Origin of the sequence: Marinobacter similis, from assembly GCF_000830985.1 — a bacterium.
In the GTDB taxonomy this organism is placed as follows: domain Bacteria; phylum Pseudomonadota; class Gammaproteobacteria; order Pseudomonadales; family Oleiphilaceae; genus Marinobacter; species Marinobacter similis.
The window spans coordinates 2,961,534-2,986,782 of record NZ_CP007151.1 but is presented as its reverse complement, the minus strand read 5'-3'; the positions used below and the strand labels follow the sequence as shown (position 1 = coordinate 2,986,782).

The following is a 25,249-nucleotide window of genomic DNA, read 5'->3' as shown; positions in this document are numbered from 1 at the left end:
GTCAGCGGATCCCCAGTTCGCGCAATCTCTTGTAAAGGGTGTTGCGGCTGATGGACAGCTGTCGTGCGGTCTCCGACACGTTGCCCGTGCACTCCCGGTAGACCTGCAGGGTTTGGGTGAGTGGGTCGGGGCTAGGCTCCTGCTCCTGCTCCTGATCTCGCTCTTGGTTCGAGCCATTCTGGCTGGCCGGGGCTACATGGTCGGGCCGGTTCTGCCGGGTGGGTGAGGCCGCGTCGTATTCAGCCAGGAAATCCTCCGGCAGGTGCCAGATATCCACTTCTTCGCCATCGGCAATAGCGATGGCAACGCGCAGCACATTGACTAACTGACGAATGTTGCCCGGCCAGGGATGGTTTTCCAGCGCTGACAGCACCTGAGGGGGCAATTCTTCGCGCTGGCCCGGGTCCCGGTGCTGGCGGTAAATATCCTGAATCAGCTCACGTTTGTCGGTGCGTTGGCGCAGGGGCGGCAGCTGCACCGACAAGCCGTTAATTCGGTAAAACAAATCTGCCCGGAATTGGCCGGTCTCTATCCGGGAGGACAGGGGCCGATTGGTCGCTGTGATCAGCAGGATGTCCACGGGCACACTCTCGGTGGACCCAACCGGGGTGACGACCCGCTCCTGCAGCACCCGAAGCAAGCGGGATTGTGCCGCCAATGGCATTTCGCCGATTTCATCCAGGAACAGGATGCCCTTGTGGGCTTTCCGGATTAAGCCCAGGGAGCCCTGTGCCCGCGCGCCGGTAAAGGCACCCGATTCATAACCGAACAGCTCTGACTCCACCAGCTCCGGCGGGATGGCCGCGCAATTGACTGCCACTAATGGTTCATTACAGCGCGGACTGGCCCGGTGCAGGGCTTTCACCATAACCTCCTTGCCCACCCCTGTTTCGCCGGTAATTAGAACCGGTACTCCACGTTGGAGCACTTTTAGCGATTGATCGGCACAGCGCCGCACCGAGTTGTCACCGTACTCAAGACTGGAGAGATCCTGAGGTGGCGCTATGTCGCGGTTACCCGGATCCGCCTGTGAGTTGTGGTTGCCGGCAGCGGCTGTTGTGGTGGTGGCCGCGTTGGTGGGTGCGGATGGGCGCTTTAGCCGGGCGCTCAGGCGCACTTTGCCCTTGGTGACAAGCTGAATGGCGGTGTGTTCCGGGTGGCCCAGGATGTGCTGGCGAGAACTGGTGAACAGTTCGTCGAGGTAACGCTGCACCGTGCTGGTGGCCAGCAGCTGGTCGGCGCGCTGGTTGCTGGCCACGATCTTGCCCGCACTGTCGCAAATCAGGATGCCGGACCAGGGGCTGTCGAAATTGTCAGCGGTGGTATTCAGCGTGATCTGGACGTGGCTGGTTTCGAACTGCCGAATGATCAAACGATTTTCCACCGACTGGGACAGCAGACGCACCATGCCCAGGGTGTGGGCCTGGGGCAGGTAGGCGTCGCTGAACACGCTGAGCACGCCCGCGAGCTGTTTCTCAGTGTCGAAAATGGGCGCGGCCGAACCAATCAAGCTGCGGAACTGTTTGAGAAAATGTTCATTGCGCTGGACTTGCACTGGTAGTTGGTTGGCAATCGCGGTGCCAATGGCGTTGGTGCCACACAGGGATTCCTGCCAGTTGGCGCCGCGCTGGAGCCATGGCCGGAGGCGGGCGTCGGTGACGCGTTCGTCCCCCCAGCTTTTAAGGATGGTGCCGTCCGGGTCGGCCATCAGGATCAGGCAGCGGCTACTGGACAGAACATTCCGGTAATAGGGCACCACTTCGGCAGCCGTGCTGGCCATCAGTTCGTGGTGCTTCAGCTCGACTTGCTTTAGATAGGCCGGATCGGCGGTTCGGGCTGCCGGTTTGTCGTCGTGGCTGAGCCCCCAGGCCTGGCAGCGGTTCCAGGAGTCGGTTACGAGCTGTCGTTCTTCTGAGCGTTCGTTTTTTCGCATAACCCTGATCCGGTGGTCGCCTTGGCTTTTGTTGTTGGTCGAGTGCGTCGTAACTGTTCAGATCGGCGGCACGAATTGTTCAATCATGTGTTCAATTGACCGTTTCGTCAATGTTCAAGCTGAACAAATCAGTGTTAAACGAACATTCGAACATCACCCGAAAAATTTCTGAAGTCCTAAAAAAATGATTTAAAAACATGGTTATAAGTGTTTCCACTTACAATCTGAAAAAAACTGGTACATGGATTGCGTTGGCGTTTTGCATTTGTAGTGTTCGGAGTCCGCCAACACACTCCGCTTAGCGTTCGTAAAAGAACAAAAAGGAAGGTCTATGTCCTTAGTACTGGAGAATCTCTCCCATGAGGTCGATGGTGTCGATTTCATCCGGGATGCCAACCTCACCTTTGAGGCGGGTTCTTTCAATGTTCTGCTTGGTCGTACCCTGGCTGGAAAAACGTCTCTGATGCGGCTGATGGCTGGTCTGGATAAGCCAACCAGCGGCCGCCTGATCTATAACGGCACCGACGTAACCGGCCAGTCAGTCCAGAGCCGCAACATTTCGATGATCTATCAGCAGTTCATCAACTACCCGAACCTCACGGTCTACGAAAACATTGCCTCACCGCTGCGCCTGGCCAAGACGCCCGAGAGCGAGATCGATCGTCGGGTTAAGGAAACCGCCTCGATGCTGCAGATCGAGCCGTTGCTGAAGCGTCACCCCCTGGAGTTGTCCGGTGGCCAGCAGCAGCGCACGGCCATGGCCCGTGCCCTGGTCAAGGATTCGACCCTGGTGCTGTTTGATGAGCCCCTGGTAAACCTGGACTACAAACTGCGAGAAGAGCTGCGGGCGGAACTGCGTCATCTCTTCCGGGAGCGCCAGTGCATTGCCGTGTACGCAACTACGGAAGCCAATGAAGCACTCGCCCTGGGTGGCACGACTACCTTGTTGCACGAAGGGAAAGTGGTGCAGAGCGGGCCGGTGATGGATGTATACCGGGCACCGGTCAATACGCTGGCAGCCCAGTTGTTCAGCGAGCCGCCAATGAACATGATTCGGGGCCGGGTGTCGGCCACCGAAGTCACCTTTGACGAATACTCCCATCACGCCCTGACACAGGGGCTGTCAAAGCTGACGCCGGGCGATTACTGGTTCGGTATTCGCCCAAGTCACATCGGTCTGGTGCCGACCAGCGATGATGATCTGGAGATGTCTATGGAGGTGGAGTTGAGCGAAATCAGTGGCTCGGAAACCTTCATGCACGTTGAGAACAGTCATTTTGAAATGGTACTGCAGCTGATGGGCGTTCATTCCTACCACACCGGTGCGCCGGTCAAGGTTTACCTGCCGATCAATAAGCTGTTCGTGTTCGACAGCAACGAACAGCTGGTGCACACCCCGTCCCAGATTTCAGGAGGAGCTGCCTGATGGCTGAAATTCAATTGAAATCGCTGGCGCACAGCTACAGTGCCACGCCAACCGGAGCGGAAGACTACGCCATTCGCCAACTCGACCATGTCTGGGAGAAGGGCGGTGCCTACGCACTGTTGGGCCCCTCGGGCTGTGGCAAGAGCACCATGCTCAACATCATTTCCGGACTGCTGGCGCCCTCCGAGGGTGATGTACTGTTTGACGGCCGCCGGGTGAACGAATTGTCGCCCAGGGAACGCAACATCGCCCAGGTGTTCCAGTTTCCGGTGATCTACGACTCGATGACGGTATTCGACAACCTGGCGTTCCCGCTCAAGAACAACAAGGTGCCCACCTCTCAGATCAAGGCCCGTCCATGAGATCGCGGAAGTGCTGGAAATCGGGGACAAGCTCTACAAAAAGGCGAAGAACCTGACTGCCGATGAAAAGCAGAAGGTTTCCATGGGGCGTGGCCTGGTGCGTGAGGACGTCTCTGCGATCCTGTTTGACGAGCCGCTGACGGTGATCGATCCACAGCTGAAGTGGAAGTTGCGACGCAAGCTCAAGCAGATCCACGAAAAGTTCGACATCACTATGGTGTACGTCACCCACGACCAGCTCGAGGCATCCACCTTTGCTGACAAGATCGCGGTGATGTACGGCGGTCAGATTGTTCAGTTCGGTACGCCAACGGAGCTGTTCGAGCGGCCCAACCACACCTTTGTGGGTTTCTTTATCGGCAGTCCGGGGATGAACCTGATCCCCGTTGAACGGCGCCCGGATGGGGTGATGTTCAACGGTGTGTTCGTGCCGCTCGAGGCGTGGCAGAACAGCCTGCTGCAACGGGTGAAGAGCGATAACCTGAAAATTGGTATTCGCCCGGAATTTATCGAAATTTCGGAAAGCCCGTCGGATGACTCCCTGGAGGCTGCGGTTCTGGACGTGGAGGATCTTGGCACCTACAAGATTGTCACCGTTGAAGTGGGTGGCAAGAAGCTAAAAGTGCGCCAGAGCGAAGATTTCCATAGCGACGTGGGCGCCAGTGTTTACCTCCTTTTCCCGAAACAGTGCTGATGCTGTACGTGGATGAGTTTCTGATCAAGGAGCAGCAGTGATGGTCAAAATACCCAATAACCGTGCCTGGTGGCTGGTGCTGCCGGTCTTCCTTCTGGTCGCCTTCTCGGCGTTGGTACCGTTGATGACGGTCGTGAACTATTCGGTTCAGGATATCTTCGGACCTGGCCAGGCTTACTACGTGGGCACCGAATGGTTCAAAGAGGTACTGACCAATGAGCGGTTGCAGGATTCATTGCTGCGACAGTTCCTGTTTTCCGGTGCCGTGCTGATGATTCAGATTCCCCTGGGTATCGGTATTGCCCTGATGATGCCGAAATCCGGCATGAAAGCATCGCTGGTGCTGATTCTGCTGGCCATTCCGCTGCTGATCCCCTGGAACGTAGTGGGCACCATCTGGCAGATCTTCGGTCGTGCTGACATCGGCCTGTTCGGCTGGGCACTTAATTCCATGGGCTTTGATTACAACTACACCGGCGACACCGTCGATGCCTGGTTTACCGTGCTGTTGATGGATGTGTGGCACTGGACGCCGCTGGTGGCCCTGTTGTGCTACTCGGGCTTGCGGGCGATTCCGGAGGCGTTTTATCAGGCAGCGGAGATTGATCGCGCGTCCAAGTGGGCGGTGTTCCGTTACATCCAATTGCCACGCCTGAAAAACGTGCTGATCATCGCGGTGCTGCTGCGTTTTATGGACAGCTTCATGATCTACACCGAACCCTTCGTTCTGACCGGTGGCGGCCCTGGAAGCTCAACCACATTCCTCAGCCAGACCTTGACGACCATGGCCATCGGTCAGTTTGATCTTGGCCGGGCGGCTGCGTTCTCGTTGATCTACTTCCTGATCGTATTGCTGATTTCCTGGTTGTTCTTTACCGCCATCACTCACGCCGACAAAGAAAAATAAGGAGGGCGCGATGAAACAGACACGTTCCAAAAACATCGGGATCACGATCTACATCGTGCTGCTACTGACGCCGATCTACTGGTTGCTGAACATGTCGTTCAAGACCAACCAGGAGATTCTGAGCGGGTTGACCCTGTGGCCGGAGAATTTCACCTTCGCCAACTACGCGACCATCTTTACCGACCCGAGTTGGTACAACGGTTACCTGAACTCCATGCTGTACGTCTCGATCAACGTGGTGATCACGCTGTTGGTGGCGCTTCCGGCCGCCTACGCATTCAGCCGCTACAAGTTCGTCGGCGACAAGCATCTGTTTTTCTGGTTGCTGAGTAATCGCATGGCACCACCCGCGGTTTTCCTGCTGCCATTCTTCCAGCTGTATTCGTCCATCGGCCTTTTCGATACCCACATTGCGGTTGCTCTGGCGCACTGCCTGTTCAACGTGCCGCTTGCGGTCTGGATCCTGGAGGGCTTTATGTCCGGGGTGCCGCGCGAGTACGACGAAATGGCCTACATTGATGGTTACAGTTTCCCCAAATTCTTCGTGAAGATCTTTCTGCCGATGATTCGTTCCGGCATTGGGGTGACCGCGTTTTTCGCCTTTATGTTCTCTTGGGTCGAGTTACTACTGGCGCGAACGCTGACATCGGTGGATGCCCAGCCCATTGCTGCCATCATGACCCGAACGGTAGGGGCGAGCGGGATCGACTGGGGGGTTCTGGCGGCGGCCGGTGTGCTGACCATCATCCCCGGCATTCTGGTGATCTGGTTCGTGCGTAACCATGTTGCCACTGGCTTCGCTCTTGGACGCGTTTAAAGGAGAACAGACATGCTTGCGTGGATGAACTGGACTCCGTCCGTTGCCATTTTTTTCGCCGTCATTGCAGCCATCCTGGCGGTGATGACCGTTTACGAAATCGTTTCACCCTGTACCGAGCGAAAGGGCTTTCTGCCCATCGCCACAACTCGAGGTGACCGCCTGTTCATTGGCTTGCTGTCGGCCGCGTATATCCACCTGACCTTTCTCGCGGTCAGTGATATCACGCTACTGGTTGCGCTGGCGGTGTCGGTGCTTTGGCTGCTGGTGCTGTTGCGCTGGGGTTAGCCGGAGCTGAAAAGACTGGGCGTCCGGTTGTAAAGATTTCGCAAACGAACTAATTTCTGGATCATGGTCGGAATCGATCAGTTTTCGGTTTCGACATGAAAGAATAGCGCCCTATGAGCGCTATGACTCTGGAAGCGGGGCAGGGGCTGTTCCGCTCCATTCAATAAGGACGAACGAGGTCGGATATGTTTAAGAACAATAAATATCCCCGAACCATGCTTCTCGGCGCCGCTATCGGTGCTGCGGCGCTTGGTTTGAGCCTGCAGCTAGTGCCAATGAGAATCTGGACGCGGCCGAAAAGTGGGTGAACAACTCCTTCAAGCGATCAACGCTGACCAAAGAGCAGCAGATGCAGGAGATGAAATGGTTCATTGAGGCCGCGAAGGAATTCCGTGGCATGGACATCAACGTTGTCTCGGAAACCATCGCTACCCACGAGTACGAATCTAACGTTCTGGCCAAGGCCTTCTCTGAAATCACTGGCATCAACCTGACGCATACGCTGATTCAGGAAGGTGACGTGATCGAAAAGCTGCAGACGCAAATGCAGTCTGGCCGCAATATCTACGACGGCTGGGTAAACGACTCGGACCTGATCGGCACTCACTTCCGATACGGAAAGGTGATGCCGGTTGAGGACATCATGAATGGCGAAGGCAAGGACCTGACCCTGCCGACCCTGGATCTCGAGGATTTCATCGGTCTTGAATTCACCACCGGTCCTGACGGCAAGCTTTACCAGCTGCCAGACCAGCAGTTTGCCAACCTGTATTGGTTCCGTGCCGACTGGTTCGAGCGTGAAGACCTGAAGAAACAGTTCCAGGACATTTACGGTTATGAGCTGGGTGTACCGGTTAACTGGTCCGCCTACGAAGACATCGCTGAGTTTTTCTCAGTCCACGTCAAAGAGATCGACGGCGAGAAAGTCTACGGTCACATGGACTACGGCAAGAAAGACCCGTCACTGGGCTGGCGTTTCACTGATGCCTGGTTCTCCATGGCCGGTGCCGGTGACAAGGGGCTGCCTAACGGTCTGCCCGTTGATGAGTGGGGTATCCGGGTTGACGAGTGTCATCCGGTAGGGTCGAGTGTCAGTCGCGGTGGTGCTACTAATGGCCCGGCTGCCGTCTTTGCCACCACCAAGTACGTCGATTGGCTGCGTGAGTTTGCGCCGCCCGAAGCTCAGGGCATGACTTTCTCTGAAGCCGGCCCGGTTCCGGCACAGGGTGGCGTTGCCCAGCAGATTTTCTGGTACACCGCGTTCACGGCCAGCATGATCGAAGACGGCCTGCCGGTGGTCAACGAAGATGGCACGCCTAAGTGGCGGATGGCTCCGTCTCCTCGTGGGCCCTACTGGGAAGAGGGCATGAAGCTGGGTTATCAGGACGTGGGTTCCTGGACCTTCATGAAGTCCACCCCGGAAAAGCGTCGTCTGGCCGCGTGGCTGTACGCGCAGTTTACCGTGTCCAAGACCGTGTCACTGGAAAAGACTATCGCTGGCCTGACGCCTATTCGTGAGTCTGACATCGAGTCTGAGGCGATGACTGAAATGGCGCCCAAGCTTGGTGGCTTGGTTGAGTTCTACCGCAGCCCGGCTCGGGTACAGTGGTCACCAACCGGTACCAACGTGCCTGATTATCCTAAGCTGGCGCAGCTGTGGTGGCAGTATATCGCCCAGGCTGCAAGCGGTGAGGCAACTCCCCAGAAAGCACTGGACGGACTGGCGCAGGCTCAGGATCGCGTTATGGAGCGCCTGGAGCGTGCCAGCGTAATGCCGAACTGTGGTCCGAAGCTGAACGAGGAGCGCGATCCGCAGTACTGGCTGGATCAGCCGGGCTCACCGAAGGCCAAGCTGGCCAACGAGAAGCCTCAGGGCAAGACCGTTGCCTACGATGAGCTGCTGAAGACCTGGAAGAAGCCCGCTAAACGCGGTATTTCTTACCAAAAAAAGCCCGGTTCACTATAAAGTGAGCCGGGCTTTTTTGTTTTTAGGCCACGCGATGGCCGCGGACCGCCTCCAGCAGTGCAAACCAGAGCGACCTAGGCAACACGCTCTGGGCGCCGGCCTGGGCTGCCTGAATGCGAGACTCGCGCATGGAGCCCAGCACCGGAATTGGCGAACCTGGAAGTTGCCGCAACCAGGCAATGGCCAGGCCGGTTTCACACAGGCCGGTTTCCTCTTTCGCTGCTTCCAGCAGTTCCTGTGGCAGGGCATCGGCCAGTGCGCCGCCGCCCAGCGGTGACCACGCCAGCCAGCGCAGTTCATCCTTCAGGTGCGCCTCCATGGTGCCGTCGAACAACGCCTCTGTATGGCTCAGCGACAGCTCGCTCTGGTTGCACACCAGCGGCAGTTTGCAGTTGTGCTGGAGCCAGCGCCATTGCTCCGGCAGGAAGTTGGACACACCGATTTGCCGGATTTTGCCCGCCTCGACCGCTCTTTCCAGCGCCGCCATGGCGGAATCTGCCTGCATCAGCGGATCCGGCCGGTGAATCAGGAAAGTATCGATTTGCTCCACCTGCAGACGCGTCAGGGCGCGATCGATGGCGTTGGCAATGTAGCCAGCCTCTGCGCGATAGTGCTTGGTCTTCCAGCGACTTTCGTCCTGATGCCCATGAACGATCCCGGTCTTGGTGATGATCCGCACTTTCTGGCGCAGGCTCGGATCGGCGGCCAGTGCCTCGCCGAAAATCCGCTCACACTCGGTATCGCCATAAATGTCAGCGTGGTCGAACACGTTCAGGCCCTGGTCCAGCCGCGCGTTGATCCAGTTGGCCAGGTTAGCGGGGTTGGTCAGCTCGGTGTGATCATGCAGCCGCATCATGCCGAGGATCAGTGGCGTATGGGCCAGGTAATCGGTTGAGTCTGTCATCAGTGCTATTTCCTTGCGAAGGCGACGATAATTCGGTCGTGCCCGTGAGTTCTTGAGAAGGTGTAGGGTTGCTGGCTAATCAGCTTGTGAGCACCGGCGCCAACGGCAGGGTGGCGGTCCCTGAATTGTCCCAGGGCCTGCCAGTGACCCAGGATGTTTGCTGTCTCTGGCTGCTCAAGGTCGGCCCAGTTCATGTCCGACCGGGTACCCTGGTGCGGGTCCGAGCCCGTTGCTCCGAAAGGGCGTCCGGTCTCGTCGCCGTAGAAAATCTGTACCGCGCCGGGCGTCAGCAACAGAGCCGCGGCAGCCCGTTTCTGCAATACCGGATCATCGCCTGCAATGCGGCTGAACAAGTTGGTATCGTGGGATGAGATGTAGCTCATCACGTTGAATGGAGTCTCGCCATGCATTCTGCTGGCGTAGTCCTGATAGACCGCTTCCATGGCGGGCAGGCACTTGGCGCCGGCACTGGCCTCTTCTTGCAGGTCGAAGTTAATCACGGCATCGAAGCCAGCGTCAAAGTAGCCGCTGCGGCGAACTGAATGCGGAAACACTTCGGCCACCATCCAGAACTCCTCGGCGGGCAGGGCGGCATCCGGGTTTTGCGCACGGTAATCGTTCAGCGCCTGCTGGGCCTGTTGCTTGAGTTCGTTCCAGGCTTCAGGTTCAACATGCTTGGCCGTGTCGACCCGGAACCCGTCTACGCCAAAGTCCCGAACCCAGCTGGTCAGCCAGGAAACGAGGTAGTCACGCACGGTAGCGTCAGTCAGGGCTTCAGCCCGGGATGACGATTTGTTTTGGAGGAATAACGGCAGGTCCACGGTCTGGTCGGATTCGGTTTTGAAATCGGGCAGGAACGCGAGGGAGCCGCGCTGGGCGTCAATCGAGGCGTTCGGCGGGGTGTCATAGTCGGCGATACCGGCTCTGACCCAGTCCTTACCCCACCAGTGGCGCCAATCGCTGTGGTCGTAATCGATGAAGGCATGGTAGGCGTGGTTGTTCTCCCAGGACTCAGGCTGCCATTGGCCCCATTGGTCGGGCAAATGCTTCTCGAAGCCGTCATACAGTGAGCCGAAACCGAACGTTTGCATGTCCTGCAGGGTGCTGTAGCCGGGGTGGTTCATCACCACGTCCACGACCACGCGGATGTCCCGCTTGTGGGCCTCGTTGACCAGCGTGCGAAATTCTTCGGGTGCCGAAGTTGGCGTCGGGCACGGTGAAATCGAGGGCGTAGTAACCGTGGTAGCCATAGTGGCGAAAATCGCCCCGGTCGCCGCCGCCTACCCAGCCGTGCACCTGCTCGAAGGGCGGGGTGATCCACACGGCATTCACCCCTAGCTGACTGAGGTAGTCCAGTTTCTGGGTCAGACCGGCGAAATCGCCGCCGTGGAAGGTGCCAATTTCGTCTTTGCCGTCGCGCTGGCGGCCGTAATTCAGATCGTTGTCCGTGCGGCCATTGGCGAAACGGTCTGTTACCGCGAAATAGACCGTGGCACCTGCCCATTTGAACTGGCCAATGCTATCTTCTGCCGGCTCCAGCAAGACCAGGCCTTCAGCACCATCTGCCGGCTTCAGGGTGACCTGACCATCCTGGACCCTGGCCATACGGCCGCTGTAAAAGTCGCGAACCTGCTCGCCTTCGGCAAAGGTGTTGCCGACCGGGATACTGATCTCGCTGGTGCTGGCCTCGCAGAACATGTCAGTCGGGACTGCGCCTGGCGGGCCTGCCATGGCAGCGGAGTGGGGTCGCTGCGAGTTGTCGGTCGCACAGCCGGTGATCAGCAGCGCAGCGGCCATGCCGGTCGAGAAAGACAGTGGGGAGACGCAGGGTTTCATGGTGTCAGCTCCGGTTGGGATTATGGTTCTTGTGCATGACATGAAAGCAGAGTCGGAACCGGGGTGGTAGACGGAGATCTCTACGCCTTTCTACTCCCCCGCGCTACGCCTCGGGGAATGAAATAAGGGGGGATGCTTATTTAGCTCGGTTGCAACAAAGTGCAAAGACTCGCAAAAGAGCATTTTGCGTTCATCCCGGCTCACCAACACCTCGCGAACGGCCGGACAACAAGAATAAGGCAAGAACAGACAGAGGAAACACCTGATGAATCGTCGACTCTTTATTCGCAGTACCCTCGCCGCATCTATCGTCGCCGCCACGGTTGGGCTTTCCGCGCCTGCCCATGCAGAAATCGAATCGGGCAAGCTGTTGGTGTGGATCAATGGTGACAAAGGCTACGATGGCCTGCAGGAAGTGGGTGACTGGTTCACCAAGGAAACCGGCATTCCGGTTGAGGTTGCCCACCCTGACAATGCAACCGACAAATTCCAGCAGTCCGCCGCTACCGGCAATGGTCCCGACATCTTTATCTGGGCCCATGACCGTTTTGGTGAGTGGGCTCAGAGCGGCATCATTTCGGAGATCAAGCCTTCCAGCAAGGTGGTTGATGCCAACTACGGTTTCACCTGGGATGCCGTCACCGTCGACGGTAAGAAGTACGGCTATCCCATGGCTGTTGAATCGATTGGTCTGATCTACAACAAAGACCTGCTGCCGGAGCCACCAAACGCCTTCGAGGACATTCCCGAGGTGCACAAGAAACTGGCGGCAAACGGCAAGAAAGCCATTCTTTGGGACTACAACAACACCTACTTCACCTGGCCCATGCTGGCAGCGGCTGGCGGCTACATTTTCGCCGAGGCGGATGACGGCTCCGTGAATGTGAAGGACACCGGGTGAACACCGAAGGCGCGGTCAAGGGCGCACAGGCGCTGACCACGTTGATCGAGGAGGGCGTTATGCCCCGTGGCGCCGATTACAGCGCTATGGAGTCGAGCTTCAACAAAGGCGAGACTGCGATGATGATCAACGGTCCCTGGGCCTGGGGCAACCTGGAGAAGAGTGGCATCAACTTTGGTGTAACTACGCTGCCCACCGTTGACGGTGAGCCCAGCAAACCGATGGTCGGCGTTATGGCGGCGACACTGAACTCAGCCAGTCCCAACAAGGACCTGGCCGTTGAATTCCTGGAGAACTACGCGCTGTCTGTCAAAGGCCTGAAAATGGTGAATGACGACGTACCGCTCGGCGCTGTAGCCAACAAGGAATTCATGGACGAGCTGTCGTCAAACCCGAACATCAAGCGACGTTCGAGAATGCTCAGCTGGGCGATCCCATGCCTAACGTTCCCGCCATGGGAGCCTTCTGGTCATCCATGGGGCCGGCTCTGCAGAACATCACCTCTGGCCGACAGCCTGTCGAAGACGCCTTGAACGCGGCGGCCCAGCGCATCACCCGGTAATACCGGTGGGCCGTTCGGGCAGCAGGGACCGCTGCCCGTAACCGCACGAGTACACCCATGGACGACAATCTGCCACCGCCTCCCTGAAGCGGTGGCAACCTACGGGCTGACTACAATGATAACGGAAACCCTGTCCTCTCCCGGAATCGAAAGCAGATACTTCATGTTTCGAGCATTTTTGAAGTGGAGCGCCCTTGCCGCCTTGGTTGGCATGTCGCTCTACCTGATCCTGGCCTTGTACGCCCAGCGCGAGTTCGTATTCGCCATGCTGTTCCTGGTGCTTACAGCCTCTGCGGTGATGGTGTTCTTCAACCGCAAACTGTACGCGCACCGGTATATCTTTCCGGCGATCGCCGGCATGGGCCTGTTCGTAATCTTCCCGCTGATGTACACCATTGGCATTGGTTTCACCAACTACAGTGCCAGTAACCTGCTGAGTTTCGGGCAAGTGCAGGAAAACCTGCTGAGCCGGACCTACCAGTCAGAAGCGGTGCGCTACGACTACGAGCTCTACAAGACCAATGCCGGTTACATCGTTCACCTGAAGGGCAAGCACCAGAATCTGACCTCGGCACCCATGGAGCTGGAGGCCGGCGAAACTACGGCGCCGGTACTGCCGCTGTCGGGCCAGCCCCGAGGCGAGGCTCTGGGCATTCGCGACATTATTCAGTTGCGCGAGTTGTTGTCGCAGGTGACGCTGATCACCGAAGACGGACGTGAACTCAGTCAGGCCAGCTTGCGCTCCTTCGCGGCGATTCATCCGCAGTTCAGTCAGCACGACAATGGCAGCCTGACCGACAATCAAACCGGAACAACCTATTTTCCCGATCACGAGACCGGCTTTTACCGCAGCGCCGATGGCGAGACCCTGTCGCCAGGCTGGACCGTCAATATCGGTTGGGACAATTACCTGAAGGTAGTCAGCGATCCGACCATCCGTGGTCCTTTTTTCCAGATCTTTGTCTGGACCCTGTCCTTTGCCGTAGCCACCGTGATCTTCACACTGGCGCTGGGCTTGTTGCTGGCTAACCTGCTGCAGTGGGACCAGATCCGGGGCAAAGGCTTCTACCGCACCATGCTGATCCTGCCGTACGCGGTACCGGCGTTCATTTCGATCCTGGTGTTCAAGGGTCTGTTCAACCAGAACTTCGGTGAAATCAACCTGGTGCTGGAAGGCCTGTTCGGGCTGCGTCCGGACTGGTTTAGTGATCCGGCGCTGGCGCGAACCATGATCCTGATAGTGAATACCTGGCTCGGCTACCCCTACATGATGTTGTTGTGCATGGGGCTGTTGCAGGCCATCCCCAGGGATCTTTACGAAGCCTCCGCGATGGACGGCGCCGGGCCGGTCAGTAATCTGTTCAACATCACATTGCCGTTGATCATCAAGCCGTTGATGCCGCTGCTGATTGCCAGTTTTGCATTCAACTTCAATAACTTTGTCCTGATCGCACTGCTGACCGGTGGTGCACCCGATATCATCGGTGCGAGCACGCCGGCCGGAACAACGGATCTGCTGGTGAGCTACACCTACCGGATTGCGTTCCAGGACTCCGGACAGAACTTTGGTCTGGCTGCCGCTATTGCCACTGCCATCTTCCTGGTTGTGGGCGCGCTGTCGCTGATCAATCTCAAACTGTCCAAGATCAAGGTATAGGAGCTTCCCATGGCGATGGTTCAACCCCAATCAACCAAATACCGCGTGCTGGCTTCTCATCTTGGCATGCTGGCTTTCATCGCAATCGTGCTGTTTCCGCTGCTGATGGTTATTTCCATTTCCTTCCGCAGTGGTAACTTCGCCTCAGGCAGCTTGCTGCCGCAGAACCCTTCCCTGGAGCACTGGTACCTGGCGCTTGGCCTGCCTTACACCGGGGAAGACGGAGTCACCACCCAGCCGCCGTTCCCGGTGCTGCTGTGGCTCTGGAATTCCATCAAGGTGGCGGTGGCGTCATCGGTGCTGATCCTGGCGCTCTCGACTACCAGTGCCTACGCCTTTGCGCGCATGCGCTTCGCCGGCAAGGGGGCGGTGCTGAAGTCGATGCTGATTTTCCAGATGTTCCCGCCGGTGTTGTCGCTGGTTGCGCTGTACGCCCTGTTTGATCAGATTGGCAATCACGTCAGCTGGCTTGGCCTGAACACCCACGGTGCCGTGATTGTTGCCTCCCTGGGTGGTATGGCACTGCACATCTGGACCATCAAGGGCTATTTCGACTCCATCGACCGGTCCCTGGAAGAGGCTGCCATTGTTGATGGTGCCACCACCTGGCAGGCGTTCCGGTATATCCTGCTGCCGCTGTCGGTGCCCATCCTGGTGGTGGTGTTCATCCTGGCGTTCATCATGACCATCATGGAATACCCGATGGCCTCGGTGCTGCTGGTGGATACCGATAAGCTGACACTGGCCGTGGGTGCGCAACAGTACCTCTACGAACAGAATTACCTCTGGGGCGATTTCGCAGCCGCTGCCGTGCTGTCTGGCCTGCCCATCACCCTGATCTTCCTGTACTGCCAGAAGTGGATTGTGGGCGGCCTAACCGCCGGCGGGGTGAAGGGCTAGGCTTTACCTTTACGCGACAACAGCGTCTTCCAGCGTACTTTTTCGCGACCCGGTCAGATTAATCCCCCCACTGACCGGGATTTTTTTGTTCTTCCGTGTGCTTGTCACCATTTTTTGGCCGAACCGGACAGGTTTTGGGGATCTAAGCCTTCGGTTTTGGCTGGCCCTATGTTTCCCAAAACAAAAGCGAACATTCGCAGCACCCCAAATTTCGGATTCCTCCCGAATTGCACAAGAAATGTCTCTGCATTCACCCCATTCCAGAGGTGGCGGCGATTCAACTTTGCCAAGCGGCGGTTAGAAGGCAAACCACTCAACGATGAACGAATAGAACTTCAACAGATTCTGTTTCAAGCTTTGTCAAAGTGGTGACTGTGAACACATTTACCATGTTTAATTCCGATCCCCCATGGGGCGGTGGTATCCTCTGTTTTCGTTGAAATCCAACCACAGACTCGACCCATTAGATTGATGATTTCGGCCATCCACCAGAGAAAGCTGCTTCCGACGCTCGTCATGCTGTTTGCATTGGCGGGCCTTTCATTGTCGGTGATTGGCGAGTCGTTCTCTCACGGTGTGGCTGAGTTAGCGGGCGATTGGGAATCCCAGTCTGACGCTAATCCAGGCAGTCATGGTGGCCATGGACACCCCCACGATTTTGACGAGGAGCCAGAGACATCATCACTGCATCATGATGCTGGCAACCACACCCACGAGACCGTGGACCAGCTCAGAATTCCATTTTTTTCCCAAAGCCTGACCGTTCTCCGGCAGCCCGTGCCCTTTGCCGGAGGTTCTCCCCGCAGTTTGCGCTATCGGCTTGAACGCCCTCCAAAAGTCTCCCTTTCCACTTGATTCTTGCCGCTTTCGCGGCCCGAGAAAACAAATTCGATTGGAGTCTTTATGTTGTCAAGCTTGCTTGGCGGTTGTCGTGGTGTGTCCTCAACCGGCACCGGCAGTCGTCTGTTCTGGATATTTCTGACCCTGGGCTTACTGGGTGTGAGCTCCGATGCGCTCGCCCATGCCGTCGCTCAGGGCGACAAGGGATACATCCAGGAAATTACCGGGATAAACCTCATTGCGTTCATCTATCTGGGGGCCAAGCACATGGTCACCGGCTATGACCACCTGCTGTTCCTGCTGGGTGTCATTTTCTTCCTGTATCGCATGCAGCACATCGCGATCTACGTGAGCCTGTTTGCCCTGGGGCATTCCACCACGATGCTGCTGGGGGTTTACTTCAACGTGGGCATCAACAGCTACATCATTGATGCGATTATCGGTCTGTCCATCGTCTACAAGGCACTGGACAACATAGGTGCCTATCAGCGGTGGTTTGGGTTCCAGCCCAACACCAAGGCCGCCACGTTGATTTTCGGGTTCTTCCATGGTTTCGGCCTGTCCACCAAGATCATCGAATACGACATCTCGCCGGACGGCCTGATTCCGAACCTCCTTGCCTTCAACGTGGGCGTGGAAATCGGACAGTTGATCGCCCTGGCCATGATCCTGATTGCCATAAGCTTCTGGCGAAAAACCGACGGATTTTTCCGCCATGCCTACACCGCTAACGTGGCCATGATGAGTGCAGGTTTTCTGCTCTTTGGCTATCAGCTCACCGGTTACTTTGTCGCCTGATTCTGGAGATTCCCCATGTACAACAACGATATACCCAACCGTGAAGAACTGCCCAGCACCGCCAAGCTGGTTCGATCAACCATTGTTGCCGCTGTTGTGGCGCTGGCTCTGCTGGTAACCGTGGTCATGCCCGCCGAATACGCCCTGGACCCAACCGGCGCAGGTCGGCTTTTGGGCCTGACAGAAATGGGCGAGATCAAAGAACAGCTCGCCGAAGAAGCGGCTGCTGACCAGGCTGCCCAAATGGTTGCGGTGCAATCCTCGGTCGATCAGAAGGCCCCGGAAGTGAAAGAACCTGTCGTGGCGCAAGTCGTAGAGGAACCTGCCCCGTCACCTGAGGCAGAGGCTGCACCTGCCAAACCAGAGCCTGCACCTGAACCAGAAATTGCGGAACCGCAGTGGCAGGATGAAGTGCGTGTGGTCCTCACACCAGGAGAAGGCACCGAATACAAACTCACCATGGAGGAAGGTGCCGTAGCCCGGTTCTCCTGGGTGGCTGAGGGCGGCCCGATCAACTTTGATACCCATGGCAATGGAAGCGGCCAGTCCATTTCCTATGAAAAAGGCCGGGGCGTGCCGGAAGACGAGGGTGAGCTGGAAGCAGCCTTCACCGGCGACCATGGCTGGTTCTTCAGGAACCGGAACGATAACGACATCACGCTGGTCTTGCGCACCGGAGGAGACTACGGGCAGTTGAAGAAGGTGTTGTGATTTAAACTCTGATAAATGTACCGACATCCGGCCTCATGCGTCCACGGGGCCGGTTTTTTCAGCTAAGTATTGCTTAGCGATTCATTCGTCGAGGGAACTTCGAGGCTTGTACCGTGCGCAATGGAATGCCAGGACAATGGTTGGGCATGGGCGAGGATGAATGTCCGCTTTGCGACCAGGTTGGCCAGCAGAGAACAATCTTCTGAACCATACTTAAAGGCCCTTACCCTCCGAAGAGGGCCACGTCATGACACTTCCTATCAGCAAAGCTCCCTGGAACAAGGGGAAGCTCGTTGGCCAAAAGCTACCACTCAAACTCGAACAAATATGGGCTATCCGTATTCGGTTAGAGATCGCAAAGAACATCCGCGAGCTGGCGATGTTCAACATGGCGATTGATTGCAAACTCCGGTCTTGCGATATGGTTAAGCTTTTGGTTCGAGATATTTCCAGAAACGGAGAGGTTCTGGATCGGGCGCAAGTCATCCAGCAGAAAACCAGTCAGCCTGTTCAGTTTGAGATAACCAAAAAGACTCGCGAATCGGTCGAAGCGTGGATCGAACTTCGCGGACTATCTGGAATGGATTATTTATGGCCGAGCCGGATGAGGAAGTTTGATCACATCACTACTCATCAATATGCCCGTATCGTCAAGAAGTGGACAACCAGCATTGGACTCGATCCTTCAGTCTATGCCACTCACTCAATGAGACGCAGCAAAGCAACACTGATCTACAAAAAGACCAAAAACCTTCGAGCGGTCCAGTTGTTACTCGGCCATACAAATATGTCCAGTACAGTGCGATACCTTGGTGTCGAGGTGGAGGATGCTCTGGAGATAGCCGAGAGTATTGAGATCTAAGTTGCGTAACTTGTGTCCTTGGTCCTGTGGATGCCGCAGAAGCTGCCAGCTCCAGTCGATGATCACCCTCGGGTTGCGATCAGGCTCCTCCAGTTGCTAAACAAAAGCGAACATTCGATTTTATCTTAATAATTCGATAGAAACGCGTAAACCGCTACAGGACTTAGTCGAAAAGCTGATTTTACCTTCATAGCGAGTCACTATATCTCGAACGATAGCAAGGCCGAGACCGTGCCCAGGTGTTTGCTCATCTAGCCGCAGACCCCTTTGGCCCAAACTGGCTAAATCCTTGTGATTAACCCCTGGGCCATCATCAGCAACAACTATTCGCTTGAAGCCGCTGCCTTGTTCCACAGAGAGCTCTACGCATCTCGAAGACCATTTGCCAGCATTGTCCAGTAAGTTGCCCAATACTTCATTAAGATCATGTTCTTCTATCGGCCATCGGCTGTCTTCAGGCAGAGAACTCGATAGTTCAAACGACTTTTCCGGATATAAACGACCGAGCATCCACAAAAGATCCCGTGCCTGTTTTATGGGGTAGGCGCTTTTCCCAATCTGGGGCCCTGCAAAACGGCTTCGACGCATTTCAGCCTCTAATTGCCTATCGATATCGCGTAGTCGCTCCACCATCTGGTGCCTAAGAGTAGTGTCGAGGGGACGTGTGTCGTCTTCCAGTATCTGCCGGACGGCTGCGATGGGGGTTTTGACGCTATGAGACAGGTTTGCGAGAGCGTCCCTGGAGCGCTCCAGTCGCTGATCTAAGGAGTCCAGCAACTGATTTAGTTGAAGAACCAGCGGGTGGAACTCCTCTGGCGACTGAACGTTGATTCGGGAGATCTCTCCGTCCTGGAGTCTTTTTAATGCGGCTTTGAGTGTGACAACCGGTCGCATGGACATCGTGATACCGAACCAGAGCACGGCGACCAAGAGCATAATCAACAGAACTGATACTACGGCGGTCCAGGCATGAAGTGCAGCTTGGCTGCGTTTCAGCGCACCCAGATCTTCAGAAACGATTACGACGATGGGTGTTTCACCGACCTGAAAAGACTTTCGGTAGGCGAGGATGTCTAAGGGAGTATCAGTGGTTTCGGCATCTTCTACGCGAACGGTTCCGTCTTCTTCGTTTTCAATCAGAGGCGTTAACAAGGGCTCCCAAGTATCGGGTGAAATGATGGTCTGTTCGGGTGTATGTATGGCAAAGGCATGATGAAAAACATCCTGGAAATAATCGCCCGTCTGGAGAGTGTCAACTTCACCATTCGCGTCGCGAATCTGGTGTTCAAGGAAAGCGACTTCATCTTTCAGTCGGCTTTCAACGAACTCCCGGGACATTCGGTCGAGTAGCAAACCATGGACCAACCACGCTACCCCCATTAGACCAATTCCGGCGGGCAGTAACAGCGCAAGCAAGGTTCCTTTTACGGACGCAGGCTTTTTAAGGAATCGCATTAAAAATGTACCCCTGGCCGCGTCGTGTTGAGATGGTTTCGCTGCCCACTAGCTTCCTTAACCTCCGAATATACGCCTCAATGACGTTTTCACTCGGGCTATCATTCAAGTTGTAAAGCTGTTCCATTAGTTGTTCTTTGGAAAAGACGTGGCCAGGGCGGCTCATCAAACAACGTAGCAGCCGGAATTCGGTGCCGGTAAGTGTATGTTCCACGCCGTCGTCCATCTTGAGGCTTTGGCGGTTTTCGTCCAGTTCAAAGCGGCCGGCTTTAACCTGAGCATGGACCCTTCCTTCACTTCGACGCACGAGTGCGTTGAGGCGTGCGATTAGCTCTTCTGTCTGAAAAGGTTTTGCCAGGTAATCGTCTGCCCCGGCTTTCAAGCCGTTAACCTTATCCTGCCAATCGCCTCTCGCGGTCAGAATCAAGACCGGACAGCTGACGTGATTCGTTCGCCACTTTCTCAATACGTCCAGCCCGTTGCCATCAGGTAGACCCAGGTCCAGAACAACAGCACGGTAATCCTCTTGCTCACCCAGAACGACGGCTTCTCGGGCACTGGGAGTTGTATCAACGCTGAAACCTGCTTTTCCCAACTGCCTGACCAGACCCTCAGCAAGCAAGCGGTCATCTTCGACGAGCAGTAAACGCATGAGTTTTTCCTTCTCTGTATGGTCCGCGGTCGAAAGTGTGACTGATTAACCTGAATTCAGCCTGAACGGAAAATAGTTCGAGTTTTTCAGAAAGAATTCAGGTTAGTGAGAGAAGGTAACAACCGATTCTGGACATTGCTCAAGATTGGGGCTCAATCCAGCAGTGTTTTCGCGAGTTTTATTTTACAGAGGATAAAAAGATGAATGCATCAAAACTATTCGTAGCGGGTATGGCGCTTTCAATGTCGGCAACAGCGTTTGCGGCTGGCGCCCATGATGGTGGCCACGGGCACGGCGCTACAAGCGGTGAACCTGGCAAAGCGTCGGAGGCCAGCCGAACCATAACTGTCGAGATGTACGACAACTACTACGAACCCGAAGAAATCAGTGTAAAGCCGGGTGAAACCCCTCGGTAGCCGCTGTGTCAGTGGCTTGTCCCTCAGAAGTGGTGCGCATTTTACAGGCGTCAGGAAAACTGTCAACGCGCTTTGGGAAGAAAATTCCAAAACTACGGGTTTCCACGCATGAGGCAGGTTAACAAGCGCACAACTTGAGCAGTATTCAACCAATATCAGCCCTTTTTAAGAGGGACCAGACTGGACCAGCCTGACCAATAGCTCGCACCCCTAACAGAATCGCCAATAACAGACCGTACATCACCATTTCACCCAGATCACTTCTTGCTTGCCATAGGAAATGGACCCAGGCAACACCCACAGCCAGATAAATCAACTTGTGCAAACGCTTCCAATAAGGACCCAACCTGCGCATCGCACTCACAGGCGACGTTACAGCCAGCGGCACAAGACACAGAAATGCCACCGCGCCGGCAATGATGTAAGGCCGCTTGGTAAAGGTGGCCCACAAATCCGACCAACCAAGAATGAATTGCAGAAAAGCCAGAACATGGAGCACCGCATAGAAGAAGGCAAACAGACCGAGCATGCGCCGGACCCGTAGCCAACCGCCCCAACCGGTCCAGCGCCGGAGCGGAGTCATCGCCAAAGTTGCTAACAGCAGCTGGAAGGCGGCAAGGCCAAGCGCCTCGGTAATGATCTGGCCGGGATCCGGTCCCACGGCTCCACTGACATATCCCCAACCAACAACATAAGAGGCAAAGATGCCAGCACCGCCACCAGCCAGCGGAACCCTAGCAGCACCCCCGCACTTCGGCGCCACTCAATACCGAGCATTCCCGGCATTAATAGAACTTCCGCAAGTCCATGCCCTTATAGAGGCCAGCGACCTGCTCACCATAACCATTGAACTTTTCAGTCTCGATCCAGTTTGGTGACAACAACCCCGATGGCAGTCGACGCTCGCGCTTCTGACTCCAGCGCGGGTGGTCGACCTCAGGATTCACATTGGCGTAGAAGCCATACTCACTGGGAGCAATTCGCTCCCACGTGGTCTTCGGCCGCGTTTCCTGAAAACGAATCCTGACAATGGACTTGATACTCTTGAACCCGTATTTCCAGGGCAATACCAATCGAATCGGCGCACCATTTTGTTTAGGTAGAGCCTTGCCATAGAGGCCGACAGCCAGAAACGCCAATTCGTTCATGGCCTCATCCATTCGCAACCCTTCCCGATACGGCCAATCGATGGTGCTGAATATCGACTGCTGTCCTCGCATCTGCTCCGGGTCCTCCAGGGTTTCAAAATAGACATACTTGGCTTTGGACGTCGGCTCCAGCCGCTTCACTACATCGGCAAGCGGTACCCCGACCCAGGGAATCACCATGGACCAGGCTTCTACGCACCGTAACCGGTATACCCGCTCCTCATAGTCATGGGGCCGAAGCAGGTCTTCGAGGGCATAGGTACCCGGCTTGCCACACTCGCCATCCACAATCACGGACCAGGGATCAACCGACATGGACTCGGCATACTTGGCCGGGTCGTCCTTTCCGGTCCCGAACTCATAGAAGTTGTTGTAGCGGATAACGTCTTTGAACGGAGTTTTTTCTTCCCCGGTGGAGAACTGGGGCGCACGAGTGAAATCGAGCGGCTCGCCCTGAACCGGGGCCGCCGCTGCAGACAGTAACCCGGGCATAGCGAGGCCCGCAGCGCCAGCGGCAACACCGGACATGAATCGGCGACGGTTCAGATAGATGTGTTCGGGGGTAACGTGGCGGTGGGACAGTGCCCAGGAGGGGCGACTCTTAATCAACATCGAAACTCTCCGCTCAAGTCGCCCGGGCATCGGGCGCTGGTAAGGTTGACCGGAGGTTCCGCATTTAATTCCCGGGCCACAGAAGCCCGGGACTCATTACCTTACGCAGACTCCTCCGCACCACGCTTGGGTTTGCCTCTGAACAGCGCCCGCACCGGACCTGACAGGGCATACAACAAGAACCCGGTAAATAGTACGGTCGCTGGATCAAGCGCGATCACGACAAAGATCAGAACCACGAGCAGGATTGCCGCAAATGGCACCCGTCCACGCATATCGAGATCTTTGAAGCTGCGGTACAGGATGTTGCTGACCATCATCACGCCGGTACCACCTACCACAATAATTGTCAGCAGCGTCAGCCAGGAAGACGGTTCGAATTCGTGGAAACACCACACCAGACCAGCCACACAGGCGGCCGCGGCGGGGCTCGCCAGGCCGACAAAGAACTTCTTGTCGACGGAGCCAATCTGGGTGTTGAAGCGTGCCAAGCGAAGGGCAGCACCGGCCACATAGATAAAGGTTATTGCCCAGCCTACTTTCCCCAGACCATTAAGGGACCAGAAAAACGCCACCAAACCGGGTGCCACACCAAATGCCACCATGTCGGCCAAAGAGTCATACTCTTCACCAAACTTGCTTTGGGTATTGGTCATGCGGGCGACGCGGCCATCGAGACCGTCGAGAATCATGGACACGAAAATCGCGATAGCCGCGTTATCGAACATGCCATTGGCCGCAGACACGATGGCGTAAAAACCCGAAAACAGGGACGCTGTCGTGAGTGCATTCGGCAGAAGGTAGATGCCCTTGCGGCGAACCGGGGCTCCCTCTACCAGCTCCTCTTCAACCACTTCACCGGCTTCCACTTCATACTCGGAAACCTGTTCGTGCTTTTGCTCCGACGACACGTGCTGGGCGTCGGTTTCGGCATTCTTTCTTTCGTCAGTCATTCCCATTACTCCGGAAAGCGTTTGGGCGGAGTATATACGAAAAACGCGGCCACCCGGGCCGCGCTTCTCAAGAACTAGTCAGAAACCCGATCAGTTCTTGTCTTTATCCACGATCTTGTTCGCAGAGATCCACGGCATCATGCCACGGAGCTTCTCACCCACGGTTTCAATCTCGTGCGCCGCGTTCTGGCGACGACGCGCAGTCATGGACGGGTAGTTGAGAGCGCCTTCAGAGATGAACATCTTGCGTACTCACCACTCTGAATACGCTTCAGCGCGTTGCGCATAGCTTCGCGAGACTGCTCGTTGATGACTTCCGGGCCAGTCACGTACTCACCATACTCCGCGTTGTTGGAGATGGAGTAGTTCATGTTGGCGATGCCGCCTTCGTACATCAGGTCAACAATCAGCTTCAGCTCATGCAGGCACTCGAAGTACGCCATTTCCGGCGCGTAGCCCGCTTCGGTCAGGGTCTCGAAACCGGCCTTGACCAGTTCAACGGCACCACCACACAGCACGGCCTGCTCACCGAACAGATCGGTTTCAGTTTCGTCCTTGAAGGTGGTTTCAATGATACCGGTACGACCGCCGCCGATGCCGCTGGCGTAGGACAGGGCAACGTTCTTGGCGGTGCCAGAAGCGTCCTGGAAGATGGCGATCAGGTCAGGAATACCACCACCGTTGGCGAACTCGGTGCGCACGGTGTGGCCCGGAGCCTTCGGAGCAACCATGATGACATCCAGGTCTTTACGCGGGACGATCTGGTTGTAGTGGATGGCAAAACCGTGAGCGAAGGCCAGTGTGGCGCCCTGCTTCAGGTTCGGCTCGATTTCGGCCTTGTAAAGCTCGGACTGGAACTCGTCCGGAGTCAGGACCATGACCACGTCAGCGGCAGCAACGGCGGAAGGCACGTCGCTGGTCTTCAGCCATAGGCTTCAGCCTTGGCAATGGAAGACGAACCCGGACGCAAGCCAACGGTAACGTCAACGCCGGACTCTTTCAGGTTGCACGCGTGAGCGTGGCCCTGGGAGCCGAAACCGATGACGGCAACTTTCTTGCCCTGGATGATGGAAAGATCGCAATCCTTATCGTAGTAAACCTGCATGACAAAACCTCTGTTATTTGTAATGGCCCTATCAGGCCATGATGTTCAATTCGTATCAATAGCCGTTACAGGCTGAGAACCTTTTCGCCGCGGGCAATGCCGGAGACACCGGTACGCACCACTTCGAGGACACCGGAGGTGCCAACCGCCTGGATAAATCCGTCGAGCTTCTCGCTGTCGCCCGCCAGCTGAACGGTATAAACCGAACTGGTGACGTCAACAATCTGGCCCCGGAAGATGTCCACGGTACGCTTGATCTCAGCCCGCTGGGAACCGGTGGCCTTCAGCTTGACCAACATCAGTTCGCGCTCGATGTGGGAGCCTTCAGTCAGGTCCACCAGCTTGACCACTTCAATCAGTTTGTTGAGCTGCTTGGTGATCTGCTCGATGACCTTGTCCGACCCGGTAGTGGTCACGGTCAGACGGGACAGGGTCTCGTCTTCGGTGGGCGCCACAGTCAGCGTTTCGATGTTGTAGTTCCGCTGGGAGAACAGGCCAACAACGCGGGACAATGCACCCGGTTCGTTTTCAAGCAAAACAGAAT

The 25,249-nt window shown here is 56.3% G+C and carries 18 protein-coding genes and 6 pseudogenes; 14 read left to right on the top strand and 10 right to left on the bottom strand.

The genetic code is table 11. The annotated features are described in order from the left end of the window. Position 1: 1 nt before the first annotated feature. Entirely contained in the window at positions 2–1,933 is a 1,932-nt protein-coding gene (locus tag AU14_RS13860; protein WP_041341730.1) for a sigma-54-dependent Fis family transcriptional regulator, read from the bottom strand. 331 nt (positions 1,934–2,264) lie between these two features. Between AU14_RS13860 and AU14_RS13855 the strand changes: the two genes are divergently transcribed. The 6 genes and pseudogenes from AU14_RS13855 to AU14_RS13830 all read left to right on the top strand — a co-directional run bounded on the left by AU14_RS13855 (position 2,265) and on the right by AU14_RS13830 (position 8,393). Further along, on the top strand, positions 2,265–3,359 hold the full coding sequence (locus AU14_RS13855; protein ID WP_041341727.1) for an ABC transporter ATP-binding protein: 1,095 nt from the start codon (positions 2,265–2,267) through the stop codon (positions 3,357–3,359). After that, positions 3,359–4,456 (top strand): annotated as a pseudogene (locus AU14_RS13850) (ABC transporter ATP-binding protein). The gene AU14_RS13855 and the pseudogene AU14_RS13850 overlap by 1 nt, the downstream one beginning before the upstream one ends. Continuing rightward, on the top strand, positions 4,456–5,322 hold the full coding sequence (locus AU14_RS13845; protein ID WP_041341724.1) for a carbohydrate ABC transporter permease: 867 nt from the start codon (positions 4,456–4,458) through the stop codon (positions 5,320–5,322). Before AU14_RS13850 ends, AU14_RS13845 begins: the two are co-directional and overlap by 1 nt. Positions 5,323–5,332: 10 nt before the next feature. Further along, complete coding sequence (locus tag AU14_RS13840; RefSeq protein ID WP_041341722.1) at positions 5,333–6,139, top strand: carbohydrate ABC transporter permease; 807 nt, start codon at positions 5,333–5,335, stop codon at positions 6,137–6,139. 12 nt (positions 6,140–6,151) lie between these two features. Beyond that, the gene (locus AU14_RS13835) at positions 6,152–6,427 is read left to right on the top strand and encodes a DUF2160 domain-containing protein (RefSeq protein ID WP_041341719.1); all 276 of its coding nucleotides are present in this window, start codon (positions 6,152–6,154) and stop codon (positions 6,425–6,427) included. A gap of 185 nt (positions 6,428–6,612) precedes the next feature. Next, positions 6,613–8,393, top strand: a pseudogene (locus tag AU14_RS13830) (ABC transporter substrate-binding protein). A 22-nt stretch (positions 8,394–8,415) separates the two neighbouring features. On the opposite strand, the gene AU14_RS13825 reads toward AU14_RS13830, so the two are convergent. Together AU14_RS13825 and AU14_RS19150 are read right to left on the bottom strand one after the other, a co-directional pair. Then, complete coding sequence (locus AU14_RS13825) at positions 8,416–9,297, bottom strand: aldo/keto reductase (protein ID WP_041341716.1); 882 nt, start codon at positions 9,295–9,297, stop codon at positions 8,416–8,418. 5 nt (positions 9,298–9,302) lie between these two features. Next, positions 9,303–10,902 (bottom strand): annotated as a pseudogene (locus AU14_RS19150) (alpha-amylase). Between the two features lie 496 nt (positions 10,903–11,398). On the opposite strand from AU14_RS19150, the pseudogene malE reads away from it, so the two are divergent. The 7 genes and pseudogenes from malE to AU14_RS13785 all read left to right on the top strand — a co-directional run bounded on the left by malE (position 11,399) and on the right by AU14_RS13785 (position 18,364). Further along, a pseudogene (gene malE, locus AU14_RS23475) lies at positions 11,399–12,596 on the top strand (maltose/maltodextrin ABC transporter substrate-binding protein MalE). 163 nt (positions 12,597–12,759) lie between these two features. Then, the gene (gene malF, locus AU14_RS13810) at positions 12,760–14,253 is read left to right on the top strand and encodes a maltose ABC transporter permease MalF (protein WP_094191221.1); all 1,494 of its coding nucleotides are present in this window, start codon (positions 12,760–12,762) and stop codon (positions 14,251–14,253) included. A gap of 9 nt (positions 14,254–14,262) precedes the next feature. Beyond that, positions 14,263–15,153, top strand: coding sequence for a maltose ABC transporter permease MalG (gene malG, locus AU14_RS13805; RefSeq protein WP_041341711.1), 891 nt, complete (start codon positions 14,263–14,265; stop codon positions 15,151–15,153). Positions 15,154–15,669: 516 nt separating this feature from the next. After that, positions 15,670–16,008 carry a hypothetical protein gene (locus AU14_RS13800; protein WP_236744086.1) on the top strand — a complete coding sequence of 113 codons (339 nt, stop codon included), beginning with the start codon at positions 15,670–15,672 and terminating at the stop codon, positions 16,006–16,008. Between the two features lie 48 nt (positions 16,009–16,056). Then, positions 16,057–16,791: a HupE/UreJ family protein gene (locus AU14_RS13795; RefSeq protein WP_407942803.1), complete on the top strand. Its 735-nt coding sequence runs from the start codon at positions 16,057–16,059 to the stop codon at positions 16,789–16,791. A gap of 15 nt (positions 16,792–16,806) precedes the next feature. Further along, positions 16,807–17,502, top strand: a complete 696-nt coding sequence (locus AU14_RS13790; RefSeq protein ID WP_041341705.1) for a hypothetical protein — start codon at positions 16,807–16,809, stop codon at positions 17,500–17,502. A 247-nt stretch (positions 17,503–17,749) separates the two neighbouring features. Further along, the gene (locus AU14_RS13785; protein ID WP_041341702.1) at positions 17,750–18,364 is read left to right on the top strand and encodes a tyrosine-type recombinase/integrase; all 615 of its coding nucleotides are present in this window, start codon (positions 17,750–17,752) and stop codon (positions 18,362–18,364) included. Between the two features lie 120 nt (positions 18,365–18,484). On the opposite strand, the gene AU14_RS13780 is transcribed toward AU14_RS13785, so the two are convergent. Beyond that, positions 18,485–19,819, bottom strand: coding sequence for an ATP-binding protein (locus tag AU14_RS13780; RefSeq protein WP_041341701.1), 1,335 nt, complete (start codon positions 19,817–19,819; stop codon positions 18,485–18,487). Next, entirely contained in the window at positions 19,806–20,471 is a 666-nt protein-coding gene (locus tag AU14_RS13775) for a response regulator transcription factor (RefSeq protein WP_022990681.1), read from the bottom strand. Before AU14_RS13775 ends, AU14_RS13780 begins: the two co-directional genes overlap by 14 nt. Positions 20,472–20,671: 200 nt before the next feature. Here AU14_RS13775 and AU14_RS13770 point away from each other — a divergent pair. After that, positions 20,672–20,884 (top strand): annotated as a pseudogene (locus tag AU14_RS13770) (cupredoxin domain-containing protein); the annotation flags it as partial. 148 nt (positions 20,885–21,032) lie between these two features. On the opposite strand, the gene AU14_RS13765 reads toward AU14_RS13770, so the two are convergent. The 5 genes and pseudogenes from AU14_RS13765 to ilvN all read right to left on the bottom strand — a co-directional run bounded on the left by AU14_RS13765 (position 21,033) and on the right by ilvN (position 25,241). Further along, entirely contained in the window at positions 21,033–21,650 is a 618-nt protein-coding gene (locus AU14_RS13765) for a protein-methionine-sulfoxide reductase heme-binding subunit MsrQ (RefSeq protein ID WP_236744085.1), read from the bottom strand. Between the two features lie 22 nt (positions 21,651–21,672). Continuing rightward, positions 21,673–22,647, bottom strand: a complete 975-nt coding sequence (gene msrP / locus AU14_RS13760) for a protein-methionine-sulfoxide reductase catalytic subunit MsrP (protein WP_041341695.1) — start codon at positions 22,645–22,647, stop codon at positions 21,673–21,675. Between the two features lie 101 nt (positions 22,648–22,748). Then, the gene (gene pssA / locus AU14_RS13755) at positions 22,749–23,600 is read right to left on the bottom strand and encodes a CDP-diacylglycerol--serine O-phosphatidyltransferase (RefSeq protein ID WP_041341692.1); all 852 of its coding nucleotides are present in this window, start codon (positions 23,598–23,600) and stop codon (positions 22,749–22,751) included. Between the two features lie 90 nt (positions 23,601–23,690). Further along, positions 23,691–24,705: pseudogene (gene ilvC, locus AU14_RS13750) on the bottom strand (ketol-acid reductoisomerase). 65 nt (positions 24,706–24,770) lie between these two features. Then, positions 24,771–25,241: an acetolactate synthase small subunit gene (ilvN, locus tag AU14_RS13745; RefSeq protein ID WP_041341689.1), complete on the bottom strand. Its 471-nt coding sequence runs from the start codon at positions 25,239–25,241 to the stop codon at positions 24,771–24,773. Positions 25,242–25,249 lie beyond the last annotated feature (8 nt).

Coding starts and splice junctions, on each gene's coding strand:
- AU14_RS13795 (WP_407942803.1), top strand. CDS start 16,057: ATGTTGTCAAGCTTGCTTGGCGGTTGTCGTGGTGTGTCCTCAACCGGC.
- pssA (WP_041341692.1), bottom strand. CDS start 23,600: ATGACTGACGAAAGAAAGAATGCCGAAACCGACGCCCAGCACGTGTCG.
- AU14_RS13825 (WP_041341716.1), bottom strand. CDS start 9,297: ATGACAGACTCAACCGATTACCTGGCCCATACGCCACTGATCCTCGGC.
- malG (WP_041341711.1), top strand. CDS start 14,263: ATGGCGATGGTTCAACCCCAATCAACCAAATACCGCGTGCTGGCTTCT.
- AU14_RS13845 (WP_041341724.1), top strand. CDS start 4,456: ATGGTCAAAATACCCAATAACCGTGCCTGGTGGCTGGTGCTGCCGGTC.
- AU14_RS13860 (WP_041341730.1), bottom strand. CDS start 1,933: ATGCGAAAAAACGAACGCTCAGAAGAACGACAGCTCGTAACCGACTCC.
- AU14_RS13855 (WP_041341727.1), top strand. CDS start 2,265: ATGTCCTTAGTACTGGAGAATCTCTCCCATGAGGTCGATGGTGTCGAT.
- msrP (WP_041341695.1), bottom strand. CDS start 22,647: ATGTTGATTAAGAGTCGCCCCTCCTGGGCACTGTCCCACCGCCACGTT.
- AU14_RS13785 (WP_041341702.1), top strand. CDS start 17,750: ATGACACTTCCTATCAGCAAAGCTCCCTGGAACAAGGGGAAGCTCGTT.
- AU14_RS13840 (WP_041341722.1), top strand. CDS start 5,333: ATGAAACAGACACGTTCCAAAAACATCGGGATCACGATCTACATCGTG.
- AU14_RS13800 (WP_236744086.1), top strand. CDS start 15,670: ATGCTGTTTGCATTGGCGGGCCTTTCATTGTCGGTGATTGGCGAGTCG.
- AU14_RS13780 (WP_041341701.1), bottom strand. CDS start 19,819: ATGCGATTCCTTAAAAAGCCTGCGTCCGTAAAAGGAACCTTGCTTGCG.
- AU14_RS13775 (WP_022990681.1), bottom strand. CDS start 20,471: ATGCGTTTACTGCTCGTCGAAGATGACCGCTTGCTTGCTGAGGGTCTG.
- AU14_RS13835 (WP_041341719.1), top strand. CDS start 6,152: ATGCTTGCGTGGATGAACTGGACTCCGTCCGTTGCCATTTTTTTCGCC.
- AU14_RS13790 (WP_041341705.1), top strand. CDS start 16,807: ATGTACAACAACGATATACCCAACCGTGAAGAACTGCCCAGCACCGCC.
- malF (WP_094191221.1), top strand. CDS start 12,760: ATGTTTCGAGCATTTTTGAAGTGGAGCGCCCTTGCCGCCTTGGTTGGC.